Source organism: Bacteroides sp. 2_2_4, from assembly GCF_000157055.1.
Taxonomy (GTDB): domain Bacteria; phylum Bacteroidota; class Bacteroidia; order Bacteroidales; family Bacteroidaceae; genus Bacteroides; species Bacteroides ovatus.
This window is the reverse complement of record NZ_EQ973357.1, coordinates 350,183-376,275: the sequence shown is the minus strand read 5'-3', so window position 1 is coordinate 376,275 and position 26,093 is coordinate 350,183. Positions and strand designations below refer to the sequence as shown.

Here is a 26,093-nt window from a genome sequence, read left to right as displayed (position 1 = left end):
CCGTACAGAGAATGAGCCAAACCCGTACGTAAATGAACTATTTCACCACAGAGGACAGTCAGAAGATCCATACTGAACAGATGAGATTATCTGAAATCCAGAATAAAGAATTACAGGATAAAATTGCTGTGATAAATAAGAATTCTGAAGAATAGATCAAAGCAATGCAGAAACAATATGAGACTACTAACAGGTAGCTGAAGATTTTCATATCGGCTCAAAAGAGTCCTATACACTGTAATTATTGGCTCATTTTGAGCCGATATATTAATAATATTATGTATTTTTGAGCCGATATAATCAATTAAATAGCAATGGAAGAAGAAATTCAACAATATCTTCGTTTTCATCCTCTATCTTCTAGGTCAGAATTAATGGAGGGAGTGAATACTAAAGTAAGTGTCGCCACATTCAAGCGTTTATTAGCTGCCATGATTTCCGCTGGAAGTATTGAAGTCATAGGGCAAGGACCTGCCACCTGTTATAAACTAACACCACAAACGTTTGTTACAAGTTATTTCGACTTAGAATCATACTTTCGGAAAGAAGTTGATGAGCGTGAAATTCAACAAGCTTTCAATTTCAGCCTTATTCCTGATATATTGCCTAATGTTGACCCTTTCACGATGGATGAACGGAAACATTTAACGGCTCTTCAAGAAACGTTTAGAAGAAATGTATTAGAAATGACAGACGGAGAGTACCGGAAAGAAATGGAAAGGTTAGGTGTGGATCTTAGTTGGAAGTCTTCTCAAATTGAAGGGAACACATATAATCTTCTTGAAACGGAAAGACTTTTGCTGGAAAAAGAAGAAGCAAAAGGTAAAACTAAAGAAGAAGCCATTATGCTACTAAATCACAAGGAAGCTCTTGATTTTATTTTAGATAATCCTGATTATCTTCAGTATTTATCAATAAGAAAGATTGAAGACATTCATAGTATCCTTATTAAAGAACTGGGAGTTGAGCGTCATATTCGTTCTCGGCGTGTTGGTATTACGGGTACGAATTATCGTCCACTTGATAATGAATATCAAATAAGAGAAGCTATGGAAGACACTTGTCAATTAATCAATAATAAGGAGAGTATCTTTGATAAAGCTTTCCTAGCTTTAGTTCTGTTATCTTATATTCAGCCATTTGCTGATGGTAATAAACGTACTGCCCGTATAACAAGTAATGCAATACTTATAGCCAACGGTTATTGTCCTTTATCATTTCGTTCAGTTGATTCTATCGACTATAAGAAAGCTATGTTAGTTTTCTATGAACAAAATAATATATATCCATTTAAGAAAATATTTATAGAACAGTTTGAATTTGCTGTGAATACATACTTTTGAATTTATCTGTATATTGATGGTTGTTCCAACGATGACATTATTATAAATATAATAATTATGTTCATAATAAATTTGTAATGCTTCCTGTTTTAATAAACATTGGTTTTCCGTCTGCAATAATTTTCTCCTGAAAGCCGGAAGTTTCTGAAAGACTTTTATCTTTGCAACTATAATACATACGGCACTATGAAAAAAGTGATTCTGATTTTTGTGACAATCGTCCTTTCCGGTCTGCTTTATGCAAAAGATAATAAGAGTACCGATGCGTTACTTCGTGAGATTGATGGTATCATTAAAAATCGTCAGACTTATGGAGCGGAAAAGGAGGCGCGTATCGCTGACCTGAAGAAATTGTTGGCGGAGGCTACTTCCGATGAACAACGATATGGTTTTTGCGGACGTCTTTTCGATGAATACCGGGCTTATAATCTGGATTCGTCTTTTGTCTATGCTCAACGGAAAGAGGAACTGGCGCATCGCATGGATAAACTGGATTACCTGGATGATGCTGCCATGAATATGGCGGAAGTGATGGGAACTACCGGAATGTATAAAGAAGCGTTGGAACTATTGGGGCAGATTGATAAGAAAACGTTGCCCGATTATCTCTATGGTTACTATTATCATCTGTATCGCACTATTTACGGATTGATGGGAGATTATGCCGTTACGGAGAAAGTCAAGAAAGAGTATTATCGAATGACGGATCTGTATCGTGACTCTCTTCTGCAGGTCAACGCTTCCGACTCTTTGGGGCACGTATTGGTGATGGCGGATAAGTGTATCGTACATGCTCAATACGATGAAGCCATCCGTATGCTGATGGAATATTACAACAAACCTTCTTTGGATGACCATTCAAAAGCAATGCTTACTTATACTCTCTCCGAGGGTTACCGGTTGAAAGGCGACAAGCAGGGGCAAAAACATTACCTGGCCCTTTCGGCTATTGCCGACCTAAAATCGGCAGTAAAGGAATATGTATCTTTGCGCAAACTCGCTTCCCTTGTCTACGATGAAGGGGATATTGACCGTGCCTACAATTACCTGAAATGCTCCTTAGAGGATGCCACTCTTTGCAATGCCCGCCTTCGTACGTTAGAAATCTCGCAAGTCTTTCCTATCATTGACCAGGCTTACCAATTGAAAACCAAACGGCAGCAGCAGGAGATGAAAGTATCATTGATTTGTATCAGTTTGCTTTCCGTATTTTTGTTGGTTGCCATTTTCTTCGTTTACAAGCAGATGAAAAAGGTTGCTGCCGCACGTCGCGAAGTGGTCGATACCAATACGTTGTTGCAAGAACTGAACGAAGAACTTCACGACTCCAACTCGCAACTGAAAGAGATGAACCATACGCTTTCGGAAGCCAATTATATCAAGGAGGAATATATCGGCCGATATATGGACCAATGCTCCACTTATCTCGACAAGATGGATTTATACCGTCGTTCCCTAAATAAAATTGCTGCTGCCGGAAGAGTGGAAGAACTATATAAAGCCATTAAATCTTCTCAATTCCTTGACGAAGAACTGAAAGAGTTTTATGCAAACTTCGACATGACTTTCCTGCAACTCTTCCCCAATTTTGTGGAGGAATTTAATGCGCTGCTCACAGAACCCATGCAACCCAAACCGGGAGAACTGTTGAACACCGAACTCCGTATCTTTGCCCTTATCCGGCTGGGGATTACGGACAGTACCAAGATAGCGCAATTCCTCCGTTATTCCGTGACTACCATTTATAATTACCGGACCCGTGTCCGTAACAAAGCTTTGGGAGAAAGAGATGAATTTGAGACTAAAGTAATGCAAATAGGGAAGGTGGAAGAATAAGAAAATTACTACTTTTTTAGTCTGACTTCTATTTTATAACGTTCTTATATTTAGTGGTTTATGCTGTGAGATACTGTATAAATCACTATATTTTTGCTATCTGCTTTAAGAAGCAGTATGAAATGTGGATACTTTTGTTTCACGGTCATTTCAGCAATGACACAGAGAACGAAAACAAAAGTAACCCTAATATTAACTTTAAATTAATGTACATGAAACAGAGTATGAAGTCGAAAGGCTTTGAACGCCGCCTCTTATTAATAATGTGGGGCTTGTTCCTATCTCTTAGTGCATTCGCACAACAGATTTCAATAAAAGGACATGTAGTAGATGCCACAGGTGAACCGGTGATCGGTGCCAGTGTGGTGGAAGGACGTACAACGAATGGTACGATAACCGATGTAGACGGTAATTTCTCATTAAGCGTTCCGGCTAACAGCACGCTGACTATCTCTTTTGTCGGCTATAAAACGCAGACTGTTCCGGTGAACGGGAAAAACTCGTTGAAAGTAACCTTGCAGGAAGATACGGAAGTATTGGACGAGGTTGTTGTAGTAGGTTACGGAACGATGAAAAAGAGCGATTTGACTGGTGCCGTATCTTCTGTCGGAGTGAAGGACATCAAAGACTCTCCGGTAGCTAATATCGGTCAGGCAATGCAGGGAAAAGTATCCGGTGTGCAGATTATCGATGCCGGTAAGCCGGGTGATAATGTCACCATTAAAATCCGTGGTTTGGGTACGATCAATAACAGTAACCCGCTGATTGTCATTGACGGAATTCCTACCGACTTGGGATTGTCTTCCTTGAATATGGCTGATGTGGAACGGGTAGACGTATTGAAAGATGCTTCGGCAATAGCTATCTATGGTTCCCGTGGTGCAAATGGTGTGGTGATGATTACCAGCAAACGTGGTGCCGAAGGTGCCGGAAAAGTAACGGTAAACGCAAACTGGGCTATTCAGAACGCTACTAAAGTGCCCGATATGCTGAATGCTGCGCAATATGCCGCCTTGAGCAATGATATGCTGTCTAATAATGATGATAATACAAACCCTTATTGGGCAGACCCTTCTTTATTGGGAACAGGAACGAACTGGCTGGATGAGATGTTACGTACGGGAGTGAAACAAAGCTATTCGGTTAGCTATTCCGGTGGTACGGAAAAGGCACATTACTATGTATCCGGCGGTTTCCTCGATCAGTCCGGTATCGTGGAAAGCGTTAATTACCGTCGTTTCAACTTTCAGGCAAATAGTGATGCCCAGGTCAATAAATGGTTGAAGTTCACTACTAACCTGACATTCAGTACGGACGTGAAAGAAGGAGGAACTTACAGCATCGGAGATGCGATGAAAGCACTCCCCACCCAGCCGGTGAAGAATGAAGACGGTAGCTGGAGCGGTCCCGGACAGGAAGCGCAATGGTATGGAAGTGTCCGCAATCCGATCGGTACGTTGTACATGATGACGAACGAGACGAAAGGATATAACTTTCTGGCAAACATCACCGGAGAGATTGCCTTTACCAAATGGTTGAAGTTGAAAAGCACCTTCGGTTATGACGCCAAATTCTGGTTTGTCGACAACTTTACTCCGGCTTACGACTGGAAACCGAATCCGGTAGAAGAATCTTCCCGCTATAAGAGTGACAACAAATCATTTACCTACCTGTGGGATAATTATTTTGTATTCGACCATACTTTCGCCCAAAAACATCGTGTAGGTGTGATGGCAGGTTCTTCCGCCCAGTGGAACAACTACGATTACCTGAATGCTCAAAAGAATATCTTCATGTTTGATAATATCCATGAAATGGACAACGGCGAGAAGATGTACAGCATCGGTGGCAGCCAGAGCGATTGGGCACTGCTCTCTCTGATGGCACGTCTCAACTATTCTTACGAAGATAAATACCTGCTTACAGCCACTGTGCGCCGTGACGGTTCCTCCCGCTTCGGTAAGAACAACCGTTGGGGAACATTCCCTTCCGTTTCTCTGGCATGGCGTATTTCGCAGGAAGAATGGTTCCCGAAAGACAACTCTCCGGTGAATGACCTCAAACTGCGTATCGGATACGGTGTGACCGGTAATCAGGAAATCGGTAACTACGGCTTTGTGGCTTCCTATAATACGGGAGTTTATCCTTTCGGCAACAACAACTCCACCGCTTTGGTATCTACCACCCTTTCCAATCCGAATATTCATTGGGAAGAGGTACGCCAAACCAACTTCGGTGTGGATATGAGTCTGTTCAATTCACGTGTCAACCTTTCGCTGGATGCCTACATCAAAAAGACGGCAGACATGTTGGTGAAAGCTTCCATCCCTATCACCTCCGGTTTTAAAGATACTACTGAAACCTTTACCAATGCCGGCAAGATGCGCAACAAAGGAGTGGAAATGACCCTGCGCACCATCAACCTGAAAGGTCTTTTTTCTTGGGAATCTGCTTTAACGGCCACCTATAACAAGAATGAAATTCTGGATCTGAACAGCGAAACCCCGATGTTTATCAATCAGATGGGTAACTCATACGTGACTATGCTTAGAGCCGGTTATCCGATCAATGTATTCTACGGATACGTGACCGACGGACTTTTCCAAAACTGGGAGGAAGTAAACCGCCACGCCACCCAACCGGGAGCAGCTCCGGGGGATATCCGTTTCCGGGATTTGAATAACGATGGAGTCATCAACGATGAAGACCGTACCGTTATCGGCAACCCGAATCCGAACTGGTTCTTCTCTTTAAGCAATAATTTCTCTTATAAGGGATGGGAACTCTCCGTTTTCCTGCAAGGCGTATCGGGAAACAAGATTTATAACGCCAACAATGTTGACAACGAAGGAATGGCAGCCGCTTACAACCAAACCACAGCCGTATTGAACCGCTGGACGGGTGAAGGTACCAGCAACTCTATGCCCCGCGCCATTTGGGGAGACCCGAACCAGAACTGCCGTGTATCCGACAGGTTTGTGGAAAACGGTTCCTATCTCCGTCTGAAGAACATCACGCTTTCGTATACACTGCCTAAAAAGTGGATGCAAAAGATTCAACTGGAAAATGCCCGCATCTCTTTCTCTTGCGAGAATGTGGCAACTATCACCGGATATTCCGGCTTCGACCCGGAAGTGGATATTAATGGCATCGACAGCAGCCGTTACCCGATTTCACGTACTTTCAGTATGGGCTTGAACTTTAACTTTTAAATCAGGAGAAAGAATATGAAAAAGATAATAACTTTGGTATTTATGTCTGCCGTGCTGGCATTGACATCGTGCAACGATTTCTTGGATAAATATCCCAAATATGGCGTCGATCCCGAATCGGAAGTGACGAATGAGATTGCTGTGGCACTGACTACTGCCTGCTACAAGACTCTTCAGTCATCTAATATGTATAACCAGCGTATTTGGAGCCTCGACATCATCGCAGGCAACAGTGAAGTAGGAGCCGGAGGAGGTACTGACGGTTTGGAGACTGTTCAGGCTTCCAATTTCATAGCCCAGAGCGACAACGGCTTTGCCTTGTATGTATGGCGTTCTCCGTGGGTTGGGATCGGACGTTGCAACATCGTGCTTTCCAATCTGCCTTCAGCATCTATCTCCGATGAGATAAAGACCCGTTGCATGGGTGAGGCTTATTTCCTGCGTGCACATTATTATTATATTCTGGTTCGTTTGTACGGAGGGGTGCCTTTGCGCTTGGAGCCGTTTGAACCGGGAGAATCTGCGGATATTGCCCGTAATACGGTAGATGAGGTATATGCTCAAATTCTTTCCGACTGCAAAAATGCAGTGAATATGCTTCCTCCGAAAAGCAGTTATGGAGATGCTGACAGGGGACGTGCCTGCAAAGAGGCTGCAATGGCGATGCTGGCGGATATTTACCTGACACTGGCTCCCAATCATCGTGACTATTATAATGAAGTAGTGACCTTGTGCAATAACATTGCTGCAATGGGATATGATCTGACTCAATGCAATTATGCCGATAACTTTAATGCGACGATCAATAATGGTGCGGAATCTCTCTTCGAAGTGCAATACTCCGGTAGTACGGAATATGACTTTTGGGGCGGCGATAATCAAGCGTCCTGGTTGTCTACTTTCATGGGACCACGTAATTCGGGTATGGTAGCCGGTGCTTATGGATGGAACTTGCCTACGGAAGAGTTTGTCAAGCAATACGAAGACGGTGATTTGCGGAAAGATATCACTGTGTTGTATCAGGGTTGTCCTGCTTTTGATGGTATGGAATACAAACGTTCCTGGTCCAATACGGGTTATAACGTACGTAAGTTCCTTGTGTCGAAAGACGTCTCTTCGGAGTATAATACCAACCCCAACAACTTTGTAGTATACCGTTATGCGGATGTCTTACTGAAGAAAGCGGAAGCTTTGAATGAGCAGGGACATCCTGATCAGGCTGCCGAACCATTGAATATCGTTCGTAAGCGTGCCGGACTGACAGAGCTGCCGACTACTCTGACGCAGACCGAAATGAGAGAAAAGATTATTCACGAACGTCGGATGGAACTTGCTTTTGAGGGACATCGCTGGTTCGATATGATCCGGGTTGATAATGGAAATTATGCATTGACATTCCTGAAATCTATCGGTAAGAATAATGTGACCAAAGAACGTCTCTTGTTGCCTATTCCGCAGACGGAGATGGACTCCAATCACCTGATGACTCAAAATCCCGGTTATTAATCCGTTTTATAATCATTCATTTAGACAAATAATATGATGAAGAAATATATATATCAATTGTTATGCTCTCTTTTCATCGGTGGAACGATGGTTGCCTGTGCCGAGGATTATATGGAGACAGATAAAGGACATGATACCCTCACCCTTTCGGTGAATCAGCAGGAGTTGGTGTTGAACGAAAAGAACCATAGTCAGGAGGCGCTGGCGCTTTCATGGACTACCGGAACGAATTATGGAAGCGGTAACCGTATCTCTTATACGCTGGAACTGGCGAAAGCCGGAACGGACTTTGCGAATCCTTATTCGGTAGATTTGGGTACGGGAACGTACCAATGGACTAAGAAAGTGGAAGAACTCAACCAATTTCTGCATACGCAGTTCGGTATCGGCTATGCCGTGAAAGCGGAGTTGGAAGCACGTATCACAGCCGTCGTTGCCGGAATGGAAGATCAGAAGCAGATTGCGACGGCTGCCTTTACAGTGACTACCTACCAGCCGGTTACTACCACGCTTTACCTGATTGGTGATGCTGCTCCGAACGGATGGAGCGCCGATAACGCAACGGCAATGGAACGTACGGATAACGGACAATTTACATGGACAGGAAAGCTGAATACCGGATCGTTTAAATTTATAACGACCTTAGGAGAATTCCTGCCGTCGTACAACCGTGATGCTACTGCCGAAGAAGGATTCAAACTGACCTACCGTACATCGGGTGACCAACCGGACGAACAGTTCACAATCAGTAAAGAAGCAACTTATATCGTAAAAGCAAACCTGCTCGACCTGACATTGACACTTACCGAAACGGAAGATATTGGCTGGAGATATGAGGAGTTTTTCATTGTCGGTTCGTTTACGGGTAACAATGGTTGGGGATTTGAAGCACTGTCTAAAGATGCTGTTCAGATGGATCTGTTCCATTATGGAGCTGTGATTCCCTGGAAGGCAGACGGAGAATTTAAATTCGCTTCTGTGACAGATTTCGGTCAGGCGGATGCTTTCTTCCATCCTACCATGGCTAATGCTCCGTACACTTCGACATCCGTAGTGCTTGGAGGTGACGATAATAAATGGCAGATGAAGGAAGCCGAATGTGGCAAGCCTTATAAAGTATGGTTCTATACAGGCAAAGGAAAAGAAAAGATGCTGATGCGTCCGTTCACTCCTTACGAAGGGCTGTATCTGGTGGGTGAGGCAACTCCAAACGGATGGGATTTAGGCAATGCTACTCCGATGACGAAGAGTGCCGACAGTCCTTACATCTTTACCTGGAGCGGCACACTGAAAACAGGTGAGATGAAGATATCCTGCGATAAACAGTCAGACTGGAACGGGGATTGGTTTATGGCGGATAAGAGCAACAAGGCTCCGACGGGAGAAGTAGAAACGGCATTGTTTGTTGCTAAGTCGGATGCGGAGTTGAGCAGTATGTATCCGGATGCAGATTTGGGTAGTTTGGATTATAAATGGAATATTCAGGAAGCCGGTTCTTATCGGATTACGATTGACCAGTTGAAAGAGACGATTTCGATTGTGAAACAATAAAACAAGAATTCAAGATGAAGAAAATAATATATTTGGTGGCTGCTTTCCTGTGTATGGCTTGCAGTGACGATCATGGGTCGAACCAGGAGAATGGAGGAGCTTCGGGCAGTGTCACCGAAGTGACTCCGGTAACATCGGATTTAAGTGTGGACCTATCTACGGATAAGGCTTTCTATAAACCGGGGGAGAAAGTGGTATTTACAGCAGATGACGCGTTGCCTGCCGGAATTAAAGTTCGTTATCGTCTTTTAGGGGAGGTTGTCGGAGAAGAGTCGGTAAATGGTACCAGTTGGACATGGCAACCGCCTACTACTGATTTCAAAGGATATATGGCGGAACTGTACCGTCAGGAGAATGGTACAGATGTGATTGTCGGTACGATTGCGGTAGATGTATCCAGTGATCCGGCACGTTTTCCGCGTTATGGTTTTGTCGCTGATTTCAGTCGGGAGAAGACGGCTGAAAAGACACAGGAAGAGATGGCGTATCTGAATCGTCATCACATCAATTGGGTACAGTTTCAGGACTGGCATAATAAGCATCACTGGCCGTTGGGCGGTACACGCACACAGTTGGACGAAGTGTATATGGACATCGCTAACCGGGAGGTTTATACAAGTTCGGTGAAAAATTACATTGAAGCGCAGCATCGTTTCGGTATGAAGTCTATGTTTTACAATCTTTGTTTCGGGGCGTTGAAGGATGCCGCTACGGACGGGGTGAAGGAGGAATGGTATTTGTTTAAGGATGCTTCTCACACTACTAAAGACAGTCATGATCTGCCGGGCGGATGGAAAAGTAATATTTATCTGGTAGATCCTTCTAATAAGGAATGGCAGAAATATTTGAACGAGGGAATGATGATGTATATGTGAACTTTGCCTTCGACGGCTATCAGATAGACCAGTTGGGACGACGCAGCACGCTTTACAATTACAACGGTATTCCGGTCAATCTGCGTGAGGGATATGCTTCTTTTATTGAAGCGACGAAGCAGGCTCATCCGGACAAGAGTTTGGTGATGAATGCGGTCAGCCGTTACGGTGCCCGTCAGATAGGAGAGACAGGTAAAGTTGATTTCTTCTATAATGAAGTGTGGGCGGATGAGGCTGATTTTACCAATCTGAAAGCCATTCTTTATGAAAATGGAGTCTATGGTAATTATCAGTTGAATACGGTTTTTGCAGCTTATATGAATTATAATAAAGCGGATAATCGGGGAGAATTTAATACGCCGGGTGTCTTATTGACGGATGCTGTCATGTTTGCTTTGGGTGGTTCGCACCTGGAGTTGGGAGGCGATCACATGTTGTGCAAAGAGTACTTTCCGAATGAGAACCTGACAATGAGCGAAGAACTGAAAACAGCGATGGTTCGTTATTATGATTTCCTGACTTCTTATCAAAATCTGCTTCGTGACGGTGGTACGGAGAATAGTGTTTCCATGAATTGTACCAATGGCGAAATGAGATTGAATAGTTGGCCTCCTCAACAGGGATCAGTTACTACTTATGCCAAGCAGGTAGGTGGCAAGCAAGTGATACATCTTCTTAATTTCTCGCAAGCGAACAGCCTTAGTTGGAGAGATGTGGACGGTACGATGCCGGAACCGGCTCTGATTACAAAAGCGGCTTTGCAGATGAATCTGTCGGCAAAGGTGAATAAGCTGTGGGTAGCGTCGCCGGATGCACACGGAGGGGCTTTGCAGGAATTGACCTTTACACAGGAGAACGGGGTTGTCTCATTTACATTGCCTTCCCTGAAATATTGGACAATGATTGTGGTTGAATAAAGCGGCTGCTACAGAATAACTAAAATGATAGGTATGATGATTAGATATAGATTATGGGTATGGGTGTTGTGCCTGGTATTTCCAACATGGGTTTGGGCGGAAAATGAGACACGTACATGCACTTCTTTTACACAGCAGGGACGTCAGGTGACTTTTCACCTGGCGGACAGTGCCGCCTTGCAATTGCAACTTTGCAGCTCTTCCGTCGTGAAAATCTGGTTCTCACCCGACGGGCAATTGCAACGAAGAAATGCTTCGTTTGCAGTGATTAATGAAGAACTGGAAGAGGTAGGAACTATTCATGTGGATGAACAGGCGGCCTGTTATGAGATATTTACTCCGAAGTTGCGTATCCGGGTGAATAAATCTCCGATGAGTCTTCAGATATTCGATAAATATCAGAAACTTCTGTTTAGTGATTATGCCGATAAAGGCCATGTTAGTGAAGGAACGAAGAAGGTGGAATATAAAGTGCTTCGTCGTGACGAGCACTTCTTCGGACTTGGTGAGAAAGCGGGAAAGATGGACCGTCGTGGCGAGTCTTATAAGATGTGGAATAGTGACAAACCTTGTTATAGCGTGGTAGAAGATCCTCTTTACAAAAGTATTCCTTTCTTTATGAGCAATTACCGGTATGGTATTTTCCTTGATAACACCTATAAGACGGAATTCAAATTCGGAACAGAAAGCCGTGATTATTACAGCTTTGAAGCGCCGAACGGGGAAATGGTATATTACTTTATCTTCGGTAAAGACTATAAAGAAATCATCAGCCAATACGTCAGACTGACCGGAAAACCTATCATGCCGCCGAAATGGGCGTTGGGTTTTGCTCAATGCCGCGGTCTGTTGACAAGTGAAAAGCTAAGTCGTGAGATAGCCGAAGGCTACCGGAAACGGGGAATCCCTTGTGATATTATCTATCAGGACATCGGCTGGACAGAATACTTGCAGGATTTCGAATGGCGCAAAGGAAACTATGAAAACCCTAGGAAGATGCTTTCGGATTTGAAAGAGATGGGTTTTAAGGTAGTCGTATCTCAAGACCCGGTAATTGTACAAGCCAACAAAAAACAATGGGAAGAAGCAGACCGCCTGGGCTATTTTGTAAAGGACAATACGAACGGTAAAAGCTACGATATGCCCTGGCCGTGGGGTGGAAACTGCGGAGTGGTGGACTTCACTCTGCCTGCCGTAGCCGACTGGTGGGGAACCTATCAGCAGAAACCTATTGACGATGGTGTCTCCGGCTTCTGGACAGACATGGGTGAACCTGCCTGGAGTAACGAGGAGCAGACGGAACGCCTGGTGATGAAGCACCATCTCGGTATGCACGATGAAATTCATAACGTCTATGGCCTGACCTGGGATAAAGTGGTGAAGGAGCAATTTGAAAAGAGGAATCCGGACCGTCGTGTTTTCCAGATGACTCGTGCTGCTTATGCCGGCTTGCAACGTTATACGTTTGGCTGGACGGGTGATAGCGGAAACGGAGACGACGTACTGCAAGGTTGGGGACAATTAGCCAATCAGATTCCTGTAATGCTTTCCGCCGGATTGGGATTAATCCCATTTTCTTCCTGTGATATCACCGGTTACTGTGGGGATATTGAGGATTATCCGGCTATGGCCGAACTCTATACCCGTTGGATTCAATTCGGAGCATTTAATCCTTTGAGCCGTATCCACCATGAGGGAGATAACCCGGTGGAACCGTGGCTTTTCGGGCCGGAAGCGGAAAAGAACGCGAAAGCGGCTATCGAACTGAAATATCGTTTGTTACCGTATATCTATACTTACGCCCGCGAAGCGTATGATACAGGATTGCCTATCATGCGGCCTCTGTTTCTGGAATATCCAATGGATATGGAAACTTTCTCCACGGATGCCCAATTCCTGTTCGGTCGTGAATTGTTGGTAGCTCCTGTGGTGAAGAAAGGTGCTCGCACAAAGAACGTGTATCTTCCCGAAGGCACATGGATAGACTACAACAACAAGCAGACGGTCTACACCGGAGAGCAATGGACTACCGTTGATGCTCCCTTGTCCTCTGTTCCCATGTTTGTGAAGCAAGGTTCCATCATCCCTACCATGCCGGTGATGAACTACACCCATGAGAAACCGGTATATCCACTTACTTTTGAAATCTTTCCCGCCCAGGAAGGTGCACAAGCAGCCTTTACTCTTTACGAAGATGAAGGAGAAGACTTAGGATATCAGCGTGATGAATTTGTCAAAACACCGATTATTTGCAGCACTCTGGCAAATGGATATGAACTGACCGTCTCTGCCCGTGAAGGAAAAGGATACACTGTTCCCGGTCCGAGAAATCTGTTGTTCCGTATTTATTCTGCGAAAGCTCCGAAAGAGATAACTGTCAAAGGAAAGAAGATAAAGCAAACTAAACCGGAACGTTTGGAAGAAAATCTGGAGAATAACACTGAAACTGTAGCGTGGAGTTGGGATAAGGAAACAGGTGTCTGTAGTGTGAGAATACCTGATAAAGGTGTTGATGAACAGTTGATGATTACTTTTAAATAAACAGGGAGCTGTTGGCAAGCTAATATTCAGAGTTTTTCTTTCGTTTTATATGGATAATGTGTAGATTCGCACGAAACTCATATCAGAAATGTGTAAGTTATCACATTTCTGATATCAAAAGTGTGATTCATTATGAGAAGCTTTTCCAACCCGCTTACCTGATTCGCTATTCAATGCTGAATTTGAAACAAGATGGTAATTTGATTAATATCCCCCTGTTTTTGGCGGATAAGACAAAAGAACTATTGAAGGATAAAAGTTGAAAGAGCCTTCTGAAGGAATCAATAACCTTCTTAAAAAACGATGATTCTTAAAAAAGGAATATTTAATCATTGGAAGAAGGACGTGAATTGCAAGTTTGGTAAAGAAAAGCAGGAAAATGTCCTGCATTTGTAATTACACGATTCTCTATTTCTGCTGTTTCGAAAATATGCCAATCAAGCTGCGATAGATTTTTGATTATTTTTGTTATTTGGAGAACAGATGCCCGAATAACTAATCATTTTATTGTTTTTTCCTTTCCGATATATTATGGTAAACTAGAGATAAAAATGTTTCTTAATAATCCATTTCTATCTTCTCCACCGGGGAACGATAGCTTCCTCGGTGAGGAACAAGTCGATGCACACCGAGGAACACTTCGTTGGTTTTAAAGCAATGAGCGGTTTCTGAATAGAGAAAGATGCATATCCTGTTTGCTTTTATGCAATATTAGGCATCTTTTTGTATGCTCATGCATTTATTTATGCAGTTTATTTTCCGGTTCGTTATTTTCTAATTGGCCATTTCCTTGTATAATATTAAAAATAGAACATTGCTTATTAAATAGGATTAGCTGTATACAAGAGACTGGATAGTTTCTCGCATACAGCTAATTAAATCTATTCTTTTACGTATCTTAGATATGTCCGTATTCGAATTCCGGGATATCGCCTTTCGCGGACATTTTAGCAAAATCAATCAGATTGGCCAAGTGGCGGAGCACCAGTTCTTTCATTCCTTCTTTGTCCCTATCTTTTATCTTCTGTAACATTTCCCTATGTTCTGCATGAACCGTTTTTTGAGGAACAGCACAAACTTTGTATTTTTGATAATATTTTAAAATATCGGGAGTAATAATAAGCAGGAGTGAACTGATAACCGGATTATGTCCGCCTTGCGCAATGGCCTGGTGAAAGGCAAAATCTTTTTCGACACGAAGGTCTGTATCAAACTTTTCTTCCAGTTCGACAAGCGTGTTTTCGATATTCTTCAAATCCTCTTCTGTGCGGTTTACTGCGCATAATTTGCAGACCTCTATTTCCAGAAGTACACGTACATAAACCAAGCTTGAAAAATCATATCTGCTGATTTTCAATGCATCGGTAATCATAGTATCCAACTGGTCTTTGGAGAATTCGGATACCACTGTTCCACTCTGAGGATATGTTTTTACAATACCGTATAATTCCAGTTTCTGCAATGCCTCGCGAACATGTGACCGACTGACTTTCAAAAGTTCGGATAATTTACGCTCAGAAGGGAGACGCTCTCCCGGTAAAATCTGACGTTCTGATATTTGTTTTTTTATGTGTTCTATTACATGCTTAACTGGTTGCGAATTGATTTCGTCTTTCATAAGATATAAATATTTTAAAAAGATGACCTTTTCCGTTTCGGCTGTAAAAGTACAAATATTATCTTTCAAAGTAAAGCTTTCTAGTAAAAATATTCTCCTGTCCTTTTATATAGAGGTACGCGTAACGTGTTATTTATAAGCGGCTTATATTTAATTATTAATAAATATTAATTGGTAGACCAAAATTTTGGTTTACCAATTTTAATCGTTACGTTTGTCACAGAAATTAAAACACTAATCTATGAACAACTCCTGTATTTTTAAAAAAGTCGTGATGATGTTCCTGTTGTTGGTAGGGACATTGAACGTTTACTCCCAGCATGTAGTTACTGGTAAGGTGATAGATGAACAGGGTCCGTTAATTGGAGCTTCGGTGACAGTGAAAGACGCTGCCGTTCCTACCGGTACTGTGACGGACGCTGAAGGTAAATACTCCATTAAGGTTCCTAATTCCAAGACAATTTTGGTTTATTCGTATATCGGTTACGTTGATAAGGCGGAAGCGGTTGGCAAACGTACAGTTGTGAATGTGACGTTGGAAGAAGATTCGAAGATGTTGGATGATGTTGTGGTAATCGGTTACGGTACACAGGCGAAATCTCATTTGACAGGTTCGATTTCAAAGTTGGAAGGTGAGAAGCTGATTAATGTTCCGGTGAGTGATGTCACTACTGCCTTGCAAGGTGCTATGACTGGATTGACGGTTTCTAATGAGACATCAGAAGTGGGTGTGACTCCTTCTATCCGGGTACGCGGTACGGGTTCCATTTCCGCAGATAGTGAACCGTTGGTTATCATAGATGGATTTCCCGTATCCGGTGGTTTGTCGTCTATCAATGCTGCGGATGTGAAGTCTATTGAAATTTTGAAAGATGCGGCTTCGGCTGCTATTTATGGTTCACGTGCTGCCAATGGAGTGATTATGGTGACGACAAAGAGCGGTACGCCGGACAAACCGAAATATTCTTTTAAGTTCTATCAGGGATTTAAATACGCTTATCAGTTGCATGATATGATGACTTCTTCCGAATGGTTGGGCTTATTGGAAGAAGAAGCTGCCTTAGGTGGTCCGAAAGTACCGAGTGCTGCTCGCGGGGCTGCTTATTTGGAAAGCCAGATGGGGACTACCGACTGGCAGAAAGAGGGCTTGCGTGATATGGCAGGTATCACGAATGTGCAGATGAGTGTTTCGGGCGGACGCAAAGAGACGAAATATTTTATTTCAGCGGCCTATACTAAAGACCAGGGGGTGATGCTCAACAATTCACTGGACAAACTGAATTTCCGTACTAAAGTGGATACCAAACTCTCAAAGATAGCTACGGTGGGTGTTAATATATCCGGTACATATAGCAAGACGGAACGTCCGAAAAATAACTTTATTGATTTCTATCGTACTCCCTCTTTTTTACCGGTTTATCACAATGCATATAGCACAGACCTGACCGGATATACCGGATTTGCAAGAGGTAGCCATTTTAACAATATTATGACACCGACTGCCGTGGATGCCGATGGAAATCCGTTGTTGGATGCCGACGGTAACCGGGTATTGGAAAAATCGTCTCCATTTAGCTCTGCCAATAATAATCCGGCGAGCGTAATGACTAATACTTTCCGTTGGAGCGAGACTATGCAAGGATTGGCCAGCATGTATCTCACGCTTGATCTTTGTAAAGGATTACAGTTTAAGACATCCAACGGCTTGAATGTTCGTTTTGCCCCTTCTTATTATTATGCAAATAAGGACGCTACGAAAGACAAGGAAGTAAGCCGTGCTACTTATTCCAGTGCACTTTATATTGATTTGTTGAGTGAGAATACCTTGAGTTACCATTTGGACTTTGGAAAGAATAAAGACCATAGTCTTGACGCTTTATTGGGATATACTGTAGAAAAGACACGGAATCAGCGGGTGGCTATGGCTGCGACGGGATTTGCTACGGATGACATCCATACTTTGAATGCTGCCACTGTTTACGAGTTGGCTAGTGAGGGTAATGGAAATACAGCGGGTACGGGAACTTTCAGATATCCGGATGTTGTATTGGAATCTTATCTGGGACGTGTCAATTATAGTTATCTGGGGCGCTATTTGTTGTCTACCTCTCTACGTCTGGACCGTTCATCGCTCTTTTCCAAAGGAAACCGTAATGCCTGGTTCCCTTCCGTATCACTGGGTTGGCGCGTGAGTGAAGAGAAATTCATGAAGGGTATCAAGGCTATTTCTAACTTGAAACTTCGTGCATCGTATGGTGTGACAGGAAATAACCGTATCAGTTATAATGCAGCCCTCGAGGTATTGAACAGTGCGAATTACGTGACCGGCAAAGGTACGGGTTCATTGGTTAATGGTTCTGCGAATATCTCTTCTTCGCTGGCTAATTCTAATATTACATGGGAGCAGACTGATGAGTTTAACTATGGTCTGGATTTGGGACTTTTCAACAACCGTATCAATCTGGCGATAGATGCTTACTATTCAGTGACACGTGCGTTATTGTTCGAACAACCGACGCAATCGTTTACCGGTTACACACACTATTGGAATAATATAGGAAAAGTCCGTAACTCAGGTTTGGAAATCCAGCTTGATACGCATAATATGAAAAGCCGTAAGTTTTCATGGGATACTAATATAAATTTCTCACTTTCGCGTAATAAATTATTGGAGTTAGGCGGTGAACAACAAATGATTTCTTTAGGTGAAAGAAATGAGGGTTATCTTGCTAAAGTGGGTGAGCCGTTGATTCAATTCTATGGATACAAGACGTGTGGTGTATGGAATAGTGCGGAAGAGATTGCAGCTAATCCTCATTTTTCAGACGATGCACCGGGGGGAATACGCATTGTCGATACCAATAATGACGGCTCTTTGACTCCTGAAGACCGGGTTGCGTTGGGCACTCCTTACCCGGATTTCACATGGGGCATCACCAATACTTTCCAAATTAAAGATTTCGACATCTCATTCCTTATTCAGGGTGTACAGGGCATCACAGTGCTTAATGGTGATGTATATTATAATGAAACAAAGAAGTGGAACAAGAAGTACACAAAGAACCGTTGGGTAAGCGCAGAACATCCGGGTGACGGAAAAACGCCTTATCAGAATGTGAAAACGGGACATGACCTCATGCTTACTGATTATCCTTTGCAAAATGCTTCTTATGCTTGTCTGCGTAACTTTACAGTGGGATATACCTTGCCGGCAACTGCTGCCCGTAAGATTAAGTTATCAGGTGTACGTTTTTATGTGTCGGGCAGTAACTTGCTCTATATTTGGGGAAGTGGCTACAAAGGCATTAATCCGGAGTCGCGTATGACATCCGGTAATTATTCCAGTGCAATGATTTCGGGGTATCAGCGTGGTGGGTTCCCGTTGACTTCTACCATTTCTGCCGGTTTTGATATTAATTTTTAATGGAGGAAAACGATGAAAAAAATAAATTATATAGGATTATTGTTAATCGTCATGGTATTTTCCGCTTGTGATTTGGATCAATATCCTTATTCGGAAGTGGCGGCGGATAAGTATGTGAAGGATGCTTCGTCGGTAAATAATCTGGTGCTGGGTTGTTATAATTCCCTGCATGATGTGATGTATTACGAGTGGGCCATGACAGAATTGCGCTCGGATAACGGACGTATGTATGCTGCAGGTTCTTCTTCGAATACTACACGACTGGTGGAACAGCTCGACCAGGGTACTATCGTACCGGAAAACGAATGGGTGAAAACGTATTGGAATGCCTGTTATGCCACAATTGCACGGGTAAACAATGTTATTTCTTACCTTGATGTAGTGACGGACGAGACATTGCGGAACCAATATGAGGGAGAAGTACTTTTTCTTCGTTCATTGGAGTATTTCAATCTGGTCCGTTTATGGGGGCCGGTATTTATTGTTACTTCCAAGGTTCCTTCTGAAGTGGCCCGTGATATGCAACGCTCTACGGTGGATGAAGTATATGCGCTTATTGAGGGAGACTTGGAGAATATTGTCAATAATGAACTGTTGCCCGGCAAGATGGCGGACGGTGACTTGGGACGTGCTGACCTGAATTCGGCAAAAGCGTTGCTTGCCAAAGTATATGCTACGCACTACCAGGCGGGTGACGAGAAATATGCCCGTGCCGCCCGACTGTGTAAGGAAGTACTCGAAAGTGAATCTGTGGGAAATCCGCAATCGGGTAGTGATCTTGTGGCTTATGATAAGGTTTTTGATATTGGCAATGAGATGAATAAGGAGATAATCTTTGCGGTTCGTTACCTTTCGGGAAATGCCGGTATCGGTTCGCCGTTCGGCAATATGTTTGCTCCGGTCAATAATGGTGCAAATGTGATTATCGGTACTTCTTCCGGTTATAATACTCCTACTGACAATATTATTGCAGCTTACGAGCAAAGAGGTGCGGGGGCTGATAAACGTCTGGATGTGAATATCGCCCAGAAATATTTCAATACAACTACTCAGACGTGGGTGACGGAAGGTAATTGCCGTTACTGTAAGAAGTATGTAAATCCTGTAACTACACAGTATGATGGCGAGAGTGACTGGCCTGTGATTCGTGTGGCTGATATTGCTTTGCTTTATGCTGAATTGACAAATGAAATCTCGGGGCCTTCTGCAGACAATCTGAAGTATTTGAATATGGTTTGTGAACGTGCCGGTGTTTCTACATATACACTGACCGACCTGCCAAGTCTTTATGATTTTAGAAAGGCTGTACGTAATGAGCGCAGGCTTGAACTGGCTTTTGAGAACCAGCGTTGGTTTGATCTTCTTCGTTGGGGAATCGCTACTCAGACAGTAAACAACTACTTGAACAGCGAGCTTCTTTATACGGAATATTCTTATACGGTGAATGATATAGAAGATTGGCAAACATTTCTGCCTATTCCGGTGAGTGTGATTGACATTAATCCAGAGATAGCACAGAATACGGGTTATTAATCTTTTAAATGCTTACGAATATGAAACAATATAGAGAATGGAGTCTGGCATCATTGTTTGTTTGTTTATTCTTTTTGTGTGGTTGTGATTCTACGTCGATGAAGGATGTGGCGGTTAGTTCACCGGAAATCCTTTCTTTCTCGCCCGAGAGTGGAAGCATAGGTAGTGAGATTGTTGTTACCGGAGAATATTTGGATGATGTGGTAAGTGCTACTATCGGTGGTGGAAAAGCCGTTATCCTACAGAAAGTGTCCAACCGGCGTTTGTCTTTGAAAGTGACAAATCAGGCACGCAGTGGTAAAATTGTATTGGTAAATTCGATAGGTGAGGGTGTGTCCGAAGGAGATTTTACCCTTGAATATCCGGCTCCTGTCGTTTCACAGGCCGGAATGCCCTCGGAAGTTGAAATGGGCAATAATTTGTTGCTCTCCGGTAGTTCCATGAATGTGGTGAGTGCTGTTCTTTTCACTGCCGAAGGCGGGACAGAAGGAAATGAGGCAGAGATCATCTCACAAAGTGAGAATGAGATAGTAGTAAAGGTTCCTTATGTGGAAAGTGACAAGGCTATTGTAACATTTAAATATTTTGATGGAACAAAAGAAGTGGAGACGTCAAGTTCGTCCGCACCCAAGTTAACGGTGAAACGTTATCAGCCTGAGGTTACAACTACTGTATTTGAACCAGCCAACGTGGGAGATATGGTAGTGCTGGAGGGAGCATATCTAAATAAGATTGATAAAGTGCTGTTAGGTGATATTGAGTGTACTATTACGTTGCAGACTGAAACTGAATTAAAGTTTGTTGTACCTACATCTGATAGCTTTAAGAACGGTGATAATATGGTACCGTTAAAGATTTCTTATTTTGACGGTCGTGAGACACCGACATTAACGGATGAATTTATTGTAAGGGTGGCTTTTGTATATTATTGGGAGAACAGGACTATTCATGCACAGGCTGGAGAGACTTCTGCATTCTTCTCACCGGAAACAGGACGGGTTTATTCTAATGATGTATGGAGCCAGGAAGTGGATATTATTGCTGCTGCAGGAAAGAATACTTGTAAGACAGCGAATATTCCGGTTGTGTCCGAAACAGACTATAATTCTGTAAATCCTTATTTTTTCATTTCCGGCTCATCTTCTAAATTCAATTTAGCTATCAATAGTCCGGCGAACTCTAACGGGCAGTTGAAGAATTTTAAAACTTCCGGTAAGGCTTCCATTACGGGGGGGAGCAGCTATTATGGCACCCCTGCATTATCATTTGCATATTTGGATCCGGAGACTAACCCGGATTGTGCGGAGCTGGTCAATAATGTGAAAGCTGGCAATATCAAAAAGATTGATGAAATAACTTTCCCGCTTGATGTGGAAAAGAAAACATGCGCCGGCATTAAGCCGTCAGTGAGTGCTGCACCTACTACTGATGCTTGGGCAAAAGATAAATTTGAAGCAGGTGTGGAGAAAACTAATGTGACAATTGATGCTGTGTTCCTGGTATTCTATTACAATGTGAAAGGATATGACAATAAAGCAGCTGATAAGAATCCGGTTAGGGATGTGAAGCGCATAGGGCTGATGTATATCAAGAGTGCTGATTTCAAGATGAAAGAAGGTACGGAAAAAGACCCTTCCGCAAGTTCTATTACCTTTGATATGTACTGGCAGAAACAAGATTACGATTACTCAAAAGTTCAATAATTAATGATGATACGAAATATACATAAGGCAATTATAGCTCTCCTGCTTATCGGGCTACCGTCAGTCTCTTTTGCAAAAAGATACGACGTAACGCTCCCCGAAGTAGCTTCCTGCTTGAAGACTGCACAACCGGGTGACCGGATTTACATCAAGGACGGTCAATACAAGGACATGCAGTTGAAATGGATAGGCAAAGGAACGGAGAAATCTCCTATTACCATAGAAGCCCTGAACCCCGGAAAGGTAAAGGTAGAAGGTGGTTCCACCTTGCGGATAGCGGGCGAGTGGCTATCTGTCAGCGGATTGCATTTCACTGACGGATACGCTCCCAAAGGTTCCGTAATAGAATTCCGTAACGGACAAGAACTGGCTAATCACTGTCGTCTGACGAATTGTGTGATAGACAAATTCAATCCGTCTCGCCGGGACCAGGCTTACAGCTATATATTGCTTTATGGTCGTCACAACAGAGTAGACCATTGTTCGTTGACAGGAAAACTTAACTTGGGGGTGACATTGATTGTCATCCTCAACGACGAACGTTGTCTGGAAAATCATCACCGGATTGACCATAACTACTTTGGAGAAAGACCCGTGTATGGCTCGAACGGTGCCGAAACAATGCGTGTAGGAACTTCCCAGCAAGCTTACAGTTCTTCAAATACGGTGATTGAGAATAACTTGTTCGAACGTTGCTCCGGTGAAGTGGAAGTAATTTCTATTAAATCCAGTGATAACATCATCCGCAACAATACGCTGTTGGAATGTGAAGGAGTGGTAGCACTGCGTCATGGTGACCGTAATACTGTGAATGATAATTTGTTTATCGGTAACGGACGTCGCAATACCGGCGGTATCCGTGTCGTCAATGCCGGACATCAGATTTACGATAATGTATTGGTCGGCTTGGCAGGTACCCGTTTCTTCTCAGCTTTGGGAGTTATGGATGCCGTACCCAATTCGTTACCTAATAGATATTGTCAAGTTGTTGATGTCAAGATGTACCGTAACACATTCGTAGATTGCACGAATATAGAATTTGGTACAGGCAAGGATATGGAACGTACTCTTGCACCGGAAAAAGTCTCATTCACGGATAATATCATCATCAATAAAGGACTCGACCAGCCTTATATAGCCGTTGACGACGTAGCGGGTATCCAGTTCAAAGATAACAAAGTGCAATTGGCAAAGAACTACTCGGCTCCGGGATTTACTACGGAAAAAGTAAAAGCTCCCCAGTTGCCCGACGATGCTGCGATACGTAAGGATAAAGGCGCTTCCTGGTTTAAGAACCAAGTGGCACACCCAGCAGCGAATGTTCATAAGGAATACAATGTGTCTCCGGGAACGAACTTGTCCGAAGTCATTCATTCGGCAGAACCGGGTGACGTCATTATTTTGGCGAAAGGCACATATCCTATCCAACGTGCTATGTTCATTGACAAACCGTTGACTATCCGTGCAGCCGATGCAGCCAACAAGCCGCTTGTCCGTTTCAACGGAGATAAGCCGGATAATATGGTAACTATTGCCGATGGCGGCAAAATGGTCATTGAGAATATAACATTCGATGGCGTATTAGAGCCCGGAAAGGCTTTGGCTAAAGCAGGAATTTCTACTGCCTTTGATATGATACAACCTTATACACTGATAGTAGACGGCTGCGAATTCCAGAACTTCGGAGAAGGCGGATTCTTTGCCATTAAAGGAACAAAAGCTACTTTTGCCGAAAGCGTTACCATCCGCAACTGTCTTTTCCGCGATTTATCAGGAGATGCTATCAACTATGCGGCAGAGAAAGATGATATAGGTCGCTATAATGCCGACGACATGTTGATTGAAAACTGTTCCTTCTACCGTCTGTTGGGTTTACCTATTAATATTTATCGTGGCGGAAGCGATGAAAGTACGGCAGGCCCTTATATTACTATCAGACATTGTACCTTTGTAGACTGTTGCAACAAAGAACGTGGAAGTGTCATGCGCCTGATTGGCCCGCAAGTACTGACAGTAGAGAACTGCAATTTTGATAATAGCGGACGCGGCGGGGCAACTATCCGCCTGGATGAGGCGACCTGGGAGAAAGTACGCATTGCAAACTGTAATCTGTGGAATTCCGGTAGAATGATGACTACCACTTCCCAGGCAATACAGGGAAAGATGTACAATTTCCGTCCCGCATATATCAATGCCGAAGCATACGATTATACTCCGGTTGAGGGTAGCGAACTGGAAAAACTCTCTATCGGCTTGAAAAAGAAGTAGAACAGTTGTCATACGATACTATTATTGAAATAGAAAATGATGTAAGATGAGAAAACTTATTATTTGCATATTCATGGTTTTAGGTGGATACCTCTTTTCATTTGCCCAACATCCGTCCCTTCTTTTCACACAGGAAGAAGTGAACGAGATGAGGGCAGGAAAGGGGACAGTACCCGCATTCGACAAATCTCTTTCGGAAGTGTTGGCCGCAGCCGATGCAGCAGTAAACTCTCCTGTTTCCGTACCGGTTCCCGTAGATGGCGGTGGCGGTGTGGTACACGAACAGCATAAATCCAATTACTATGCCATGTTCCATTGTGGAGTTGCCTATCAGTTGACAGGGGATAAGAAATATGCCGCCTACGTGGGCGATATGTTGGAAGCCTATGCAAAACTATACCCTACTTTAGGGTTCCACCCCCTGCAACTTTCCCCCGTCCCGGGACGTCTGTTTTGGCAGACACTGAATGAAAGTGTATGGCTGGTGCATACAGCGGTTGCTTATGACTGTATCTATAACACACTCTCATCCAAACAGCGTGCCACTATCGAGAAGAATCTTTTCGTTCCGATGGCGGACTTCATCATGGACGGTATGGGAGACAACCATGCAAATAACAAGACATTCAATAAAATGCACAACCATGCTACATGGGCTACGGCCGCCGTCGGTATGATTGGCTTTGCGATGAATCGTGAAGATTACGTAAAGAAGGCACTTTACGGTTCTGACGGAACAGGCAAACGGGGCGGCTTTATCCGCCAGATGGATTACCTGTTCTCTCCCGACGGTTACTTCACGGAAGGAGCCTACTATCAACGTTATGCCATCTGGCCTTTCGTCATCTTCGCCCAATGCATCGAGAATAAACTGCCGGACTTGAAAATCTTCAATTACCGGGATAGCATTCTTTCAAAAGCCCTCTCCACATTGATACAACTTTCTTATGAAGGCGAATTCTTCCATATTAATGATGCCTTGCTGAAAGGGCTTTCCGCACAGGAACTGGTATATGCGGTAGACATATTGTATAATGTTAATCCTTCGGACAAATCACTGCTGTCCGTTGCAAATAAGTACCAGCATACTTATCTCCCTACTAGCGGCGGTTTTAAAGTAGCCCGTGATATTGCCCGCGGAGAAGCTGCTCCGATTATCTATCGTAGCAGTGTATTTCGTGACGGGCGCAAGGGGGATGAAGGCGGTGTAGCCGTAATCCGCTCCACAGATTCTAATCTGAACAGCGCCTTGACACTGAAAGCTACCTCACACGGCTTGAGCCATGGACATTTTGATAAACTGACAATGGCTTATTACGACAATGGGAACGAGATTCTGCCCGACTACGGTGCTTCCCGCTTCTTGAATATCGAAGCCAAGTACAAAGGTCATTATACCCGTGAAAACCAATCGTTTGCCAAACAGACTATTGCGCACAATACATTGGTCGTGGACGAAACATCCCACTTTGCCGGAGATATAAAAGTCTCTTCCCGTTATCATTCAGATATTATTTACCATGATTTCAACGGCGGACATTTTCAGGTAATGGTGGCGAAAGACACCAATGCCTATCCCGGAATAGAGATGAAACGTACACTGGCTTACGTGACTACCCCTTTCCTGCAATTCCCGTTAATCTTGGATGTGCTGCAAGCAAATGCGGACAAAGAGCACCAATACGATTACCCTATCTGGTATAACGGGCACTTCGTTTCCCTGAACTTCCCTTACGCCAAAGCAACTAACGAACTGAAAACTCTTG

The 26,093-nt window shown here is 43.5% G+C and carries 12 protein-coding genes and 1 pseudogene; 12 read left to right on the top strand and 1 reads right to left on the bottom strand.

Annotated features, from left to right (window positions below; translation table 11 throughout):
* The first annotated feature begins 314 nt into the window (after nt 1–314).
* From BSCG_RS20030 to BSCG_RS20060, 7 genes and pseudogenes are all read left to right on the top strand, one after another.
* Nucleotides 315–1,343 carry a Fic family protein gene (locus BSCG_RS20030; RefSeq protein ID WP_004317407.1) on the top strand — a complete coding sequence of 343 codons (1,029 nt, stop codon included), beginning with the start codon at nt 315–317 and terminating at the stop codon, nt 1,341–1,343.
* 186 nt (nt 1,344–1,529) lie between these two features.
* Nucleotides 1,530–3,179, top strand: a complete 1,650-nt coding sequence (locus BSCG_RS20035; protein ID WP_004298604.1) for a DUF6377 domain-containing protein — start codon at nt 1,530–1,532, stop codon at nt 3,177–3,179.
* Between the two features lie 212 nt (nt 3,180–3,391).
* On the top strand, nt 3,392–6,391 hold the full coding sequence (locus tag BSCG_RS20040) for a SusC/RagA family TonB-linked outer membrane protein (RefSeq protein WP_008775308.1): 3,000 nt from the start codon (nt 3,392–3,394) through the stop codon (nt 6,389–6,391).
* Nucleotides 6,392–6,433: 42 nt separating this feature from the next.
* Complete coding sequence (locus tag BSCG_RS20045) at nt 6,434–7,897, top strand: RagB/SusD family nutrient uptake outer membrane protein (protein WP_008775307.1); 1,464 nt, start codon at nt 6,434–6,436, stop codon at nt 7,895–7,897.
* Between the two features lie 36 nt (nt 7,898–7,933).
* The gene (locus tag BSCG_RS20050; protein ID WP_008775306.1) at nt 7,934–9,448 is read left to right on the top strand and encodes a SusF/SusE family outer membrane protein; all 1,515 of its coding nucleotides are present in this window, start codon (nt 7,934–7,936) and stop codon (nt 9,446–9,448) included.
* Between the two features lie 14 nt (nt 9,449–9,462).
* Nucleotides 9,463–11,240 (top strand): annotated as a pseudogene (locus BSCG_RS20055) (glycoside hydrolase family 66 protein).
* 36 nt (nt 11,241–11,276) lie between these two features.
* Nucleotides 11,277–13,781, top strand: a complete 2,505-nt coding sequence (locus tag BSCG_RS20060) for a glycoside hydrolase family 31 protein (RefSeq protein ID WP_008775304.1) — start codon at nt 11,277–11,279, stop codon at nt 13,779–13,781.
* An 898-nt stretch (nt 13,782–14,679) separates the two neighbouring features.
* Here the strand turns inward: BSCG_RS20060 and BSCG_RS20070 are convergent.
* Nucleotides 14,680–15,399, bottom strand: a complete 720-nt coding sequence (locus tag BSCG_RS20070) for a FadR/GntR family transcriptional regulator (protein ID WP_008641360.1) — start codon at nt 15,397–15,399, stop codon at nt 14,680–14,682.
* Between the two features lie 241 nt (nt 15,400–15,640).
* Here BSCG_RS20070 and BSCG_RS20075 point away from each other — a divergent pair, with 241 nt between their 5' ends.
* From BSCG_RS20075 to BSCG_RS20095, 5 genes are all read left to right on the top strand, one after another.
* Nucleotides 15,641–18,823 carry a SusC/RagA family TonB-linked outer membrane protein gene (locus BSCG_RS20075; RefSeq protein WP_008775301.1) on the top strand — a complete coding sequence of 1,061 codons (3,183 nt, stop codon included), beginning with the start codon at nt 15,641–15,643 and terminating at the stop codon, nt 18,821–18,823.
* A gap of 12 nt (nt 18,824–18,835) precedes the next feature.
* Nucleotides 18,836–20,356, top strand: a complete 1,521-nt coding sequence (locus BSCG_RS20080; RefSeq protein ID WP_008641355.1) for a RagB/SusD family nutrient uptake outer membrane protein — start codon at nt 18,836–18,838, stop codon at nt 20,354–20,356.
* Between the two features lie 20 nt (nt 20,357–20,376).
* Nucleotides 20,377–22,059, top strand: a complete 1,683-nt coding sequence (locus BSCG_RS20085) for an IPT/TIG domain-containing protein (protein WP_008641354.1) — start codon at nt 20,377–20,379, stop codon at nt 22,057–22,059.
* Between the two features lie 3 nt (nt 22,060–22,062).
* On the top strand, nt 22,063–24,327 hold the full coding sequence (locus BSCG_RS20090) for a chondroitinase-B domain-containing protein (protein WP_008775299.1): 2,265 nt from the start codon (nt 22,063–22,065) through the stop codon (nt 24,325–24,327).
* A gap of 46 nt (nt 24,328–24,373) precedes the next feature.
* Nucleotides 24,374–26,093: heparinase II/III family protein (locus BSCG_RS20095; protein ID WP_032849381.1), on the top strand; the 1,720-nt coding region annotated here is incomplete at its 3' end.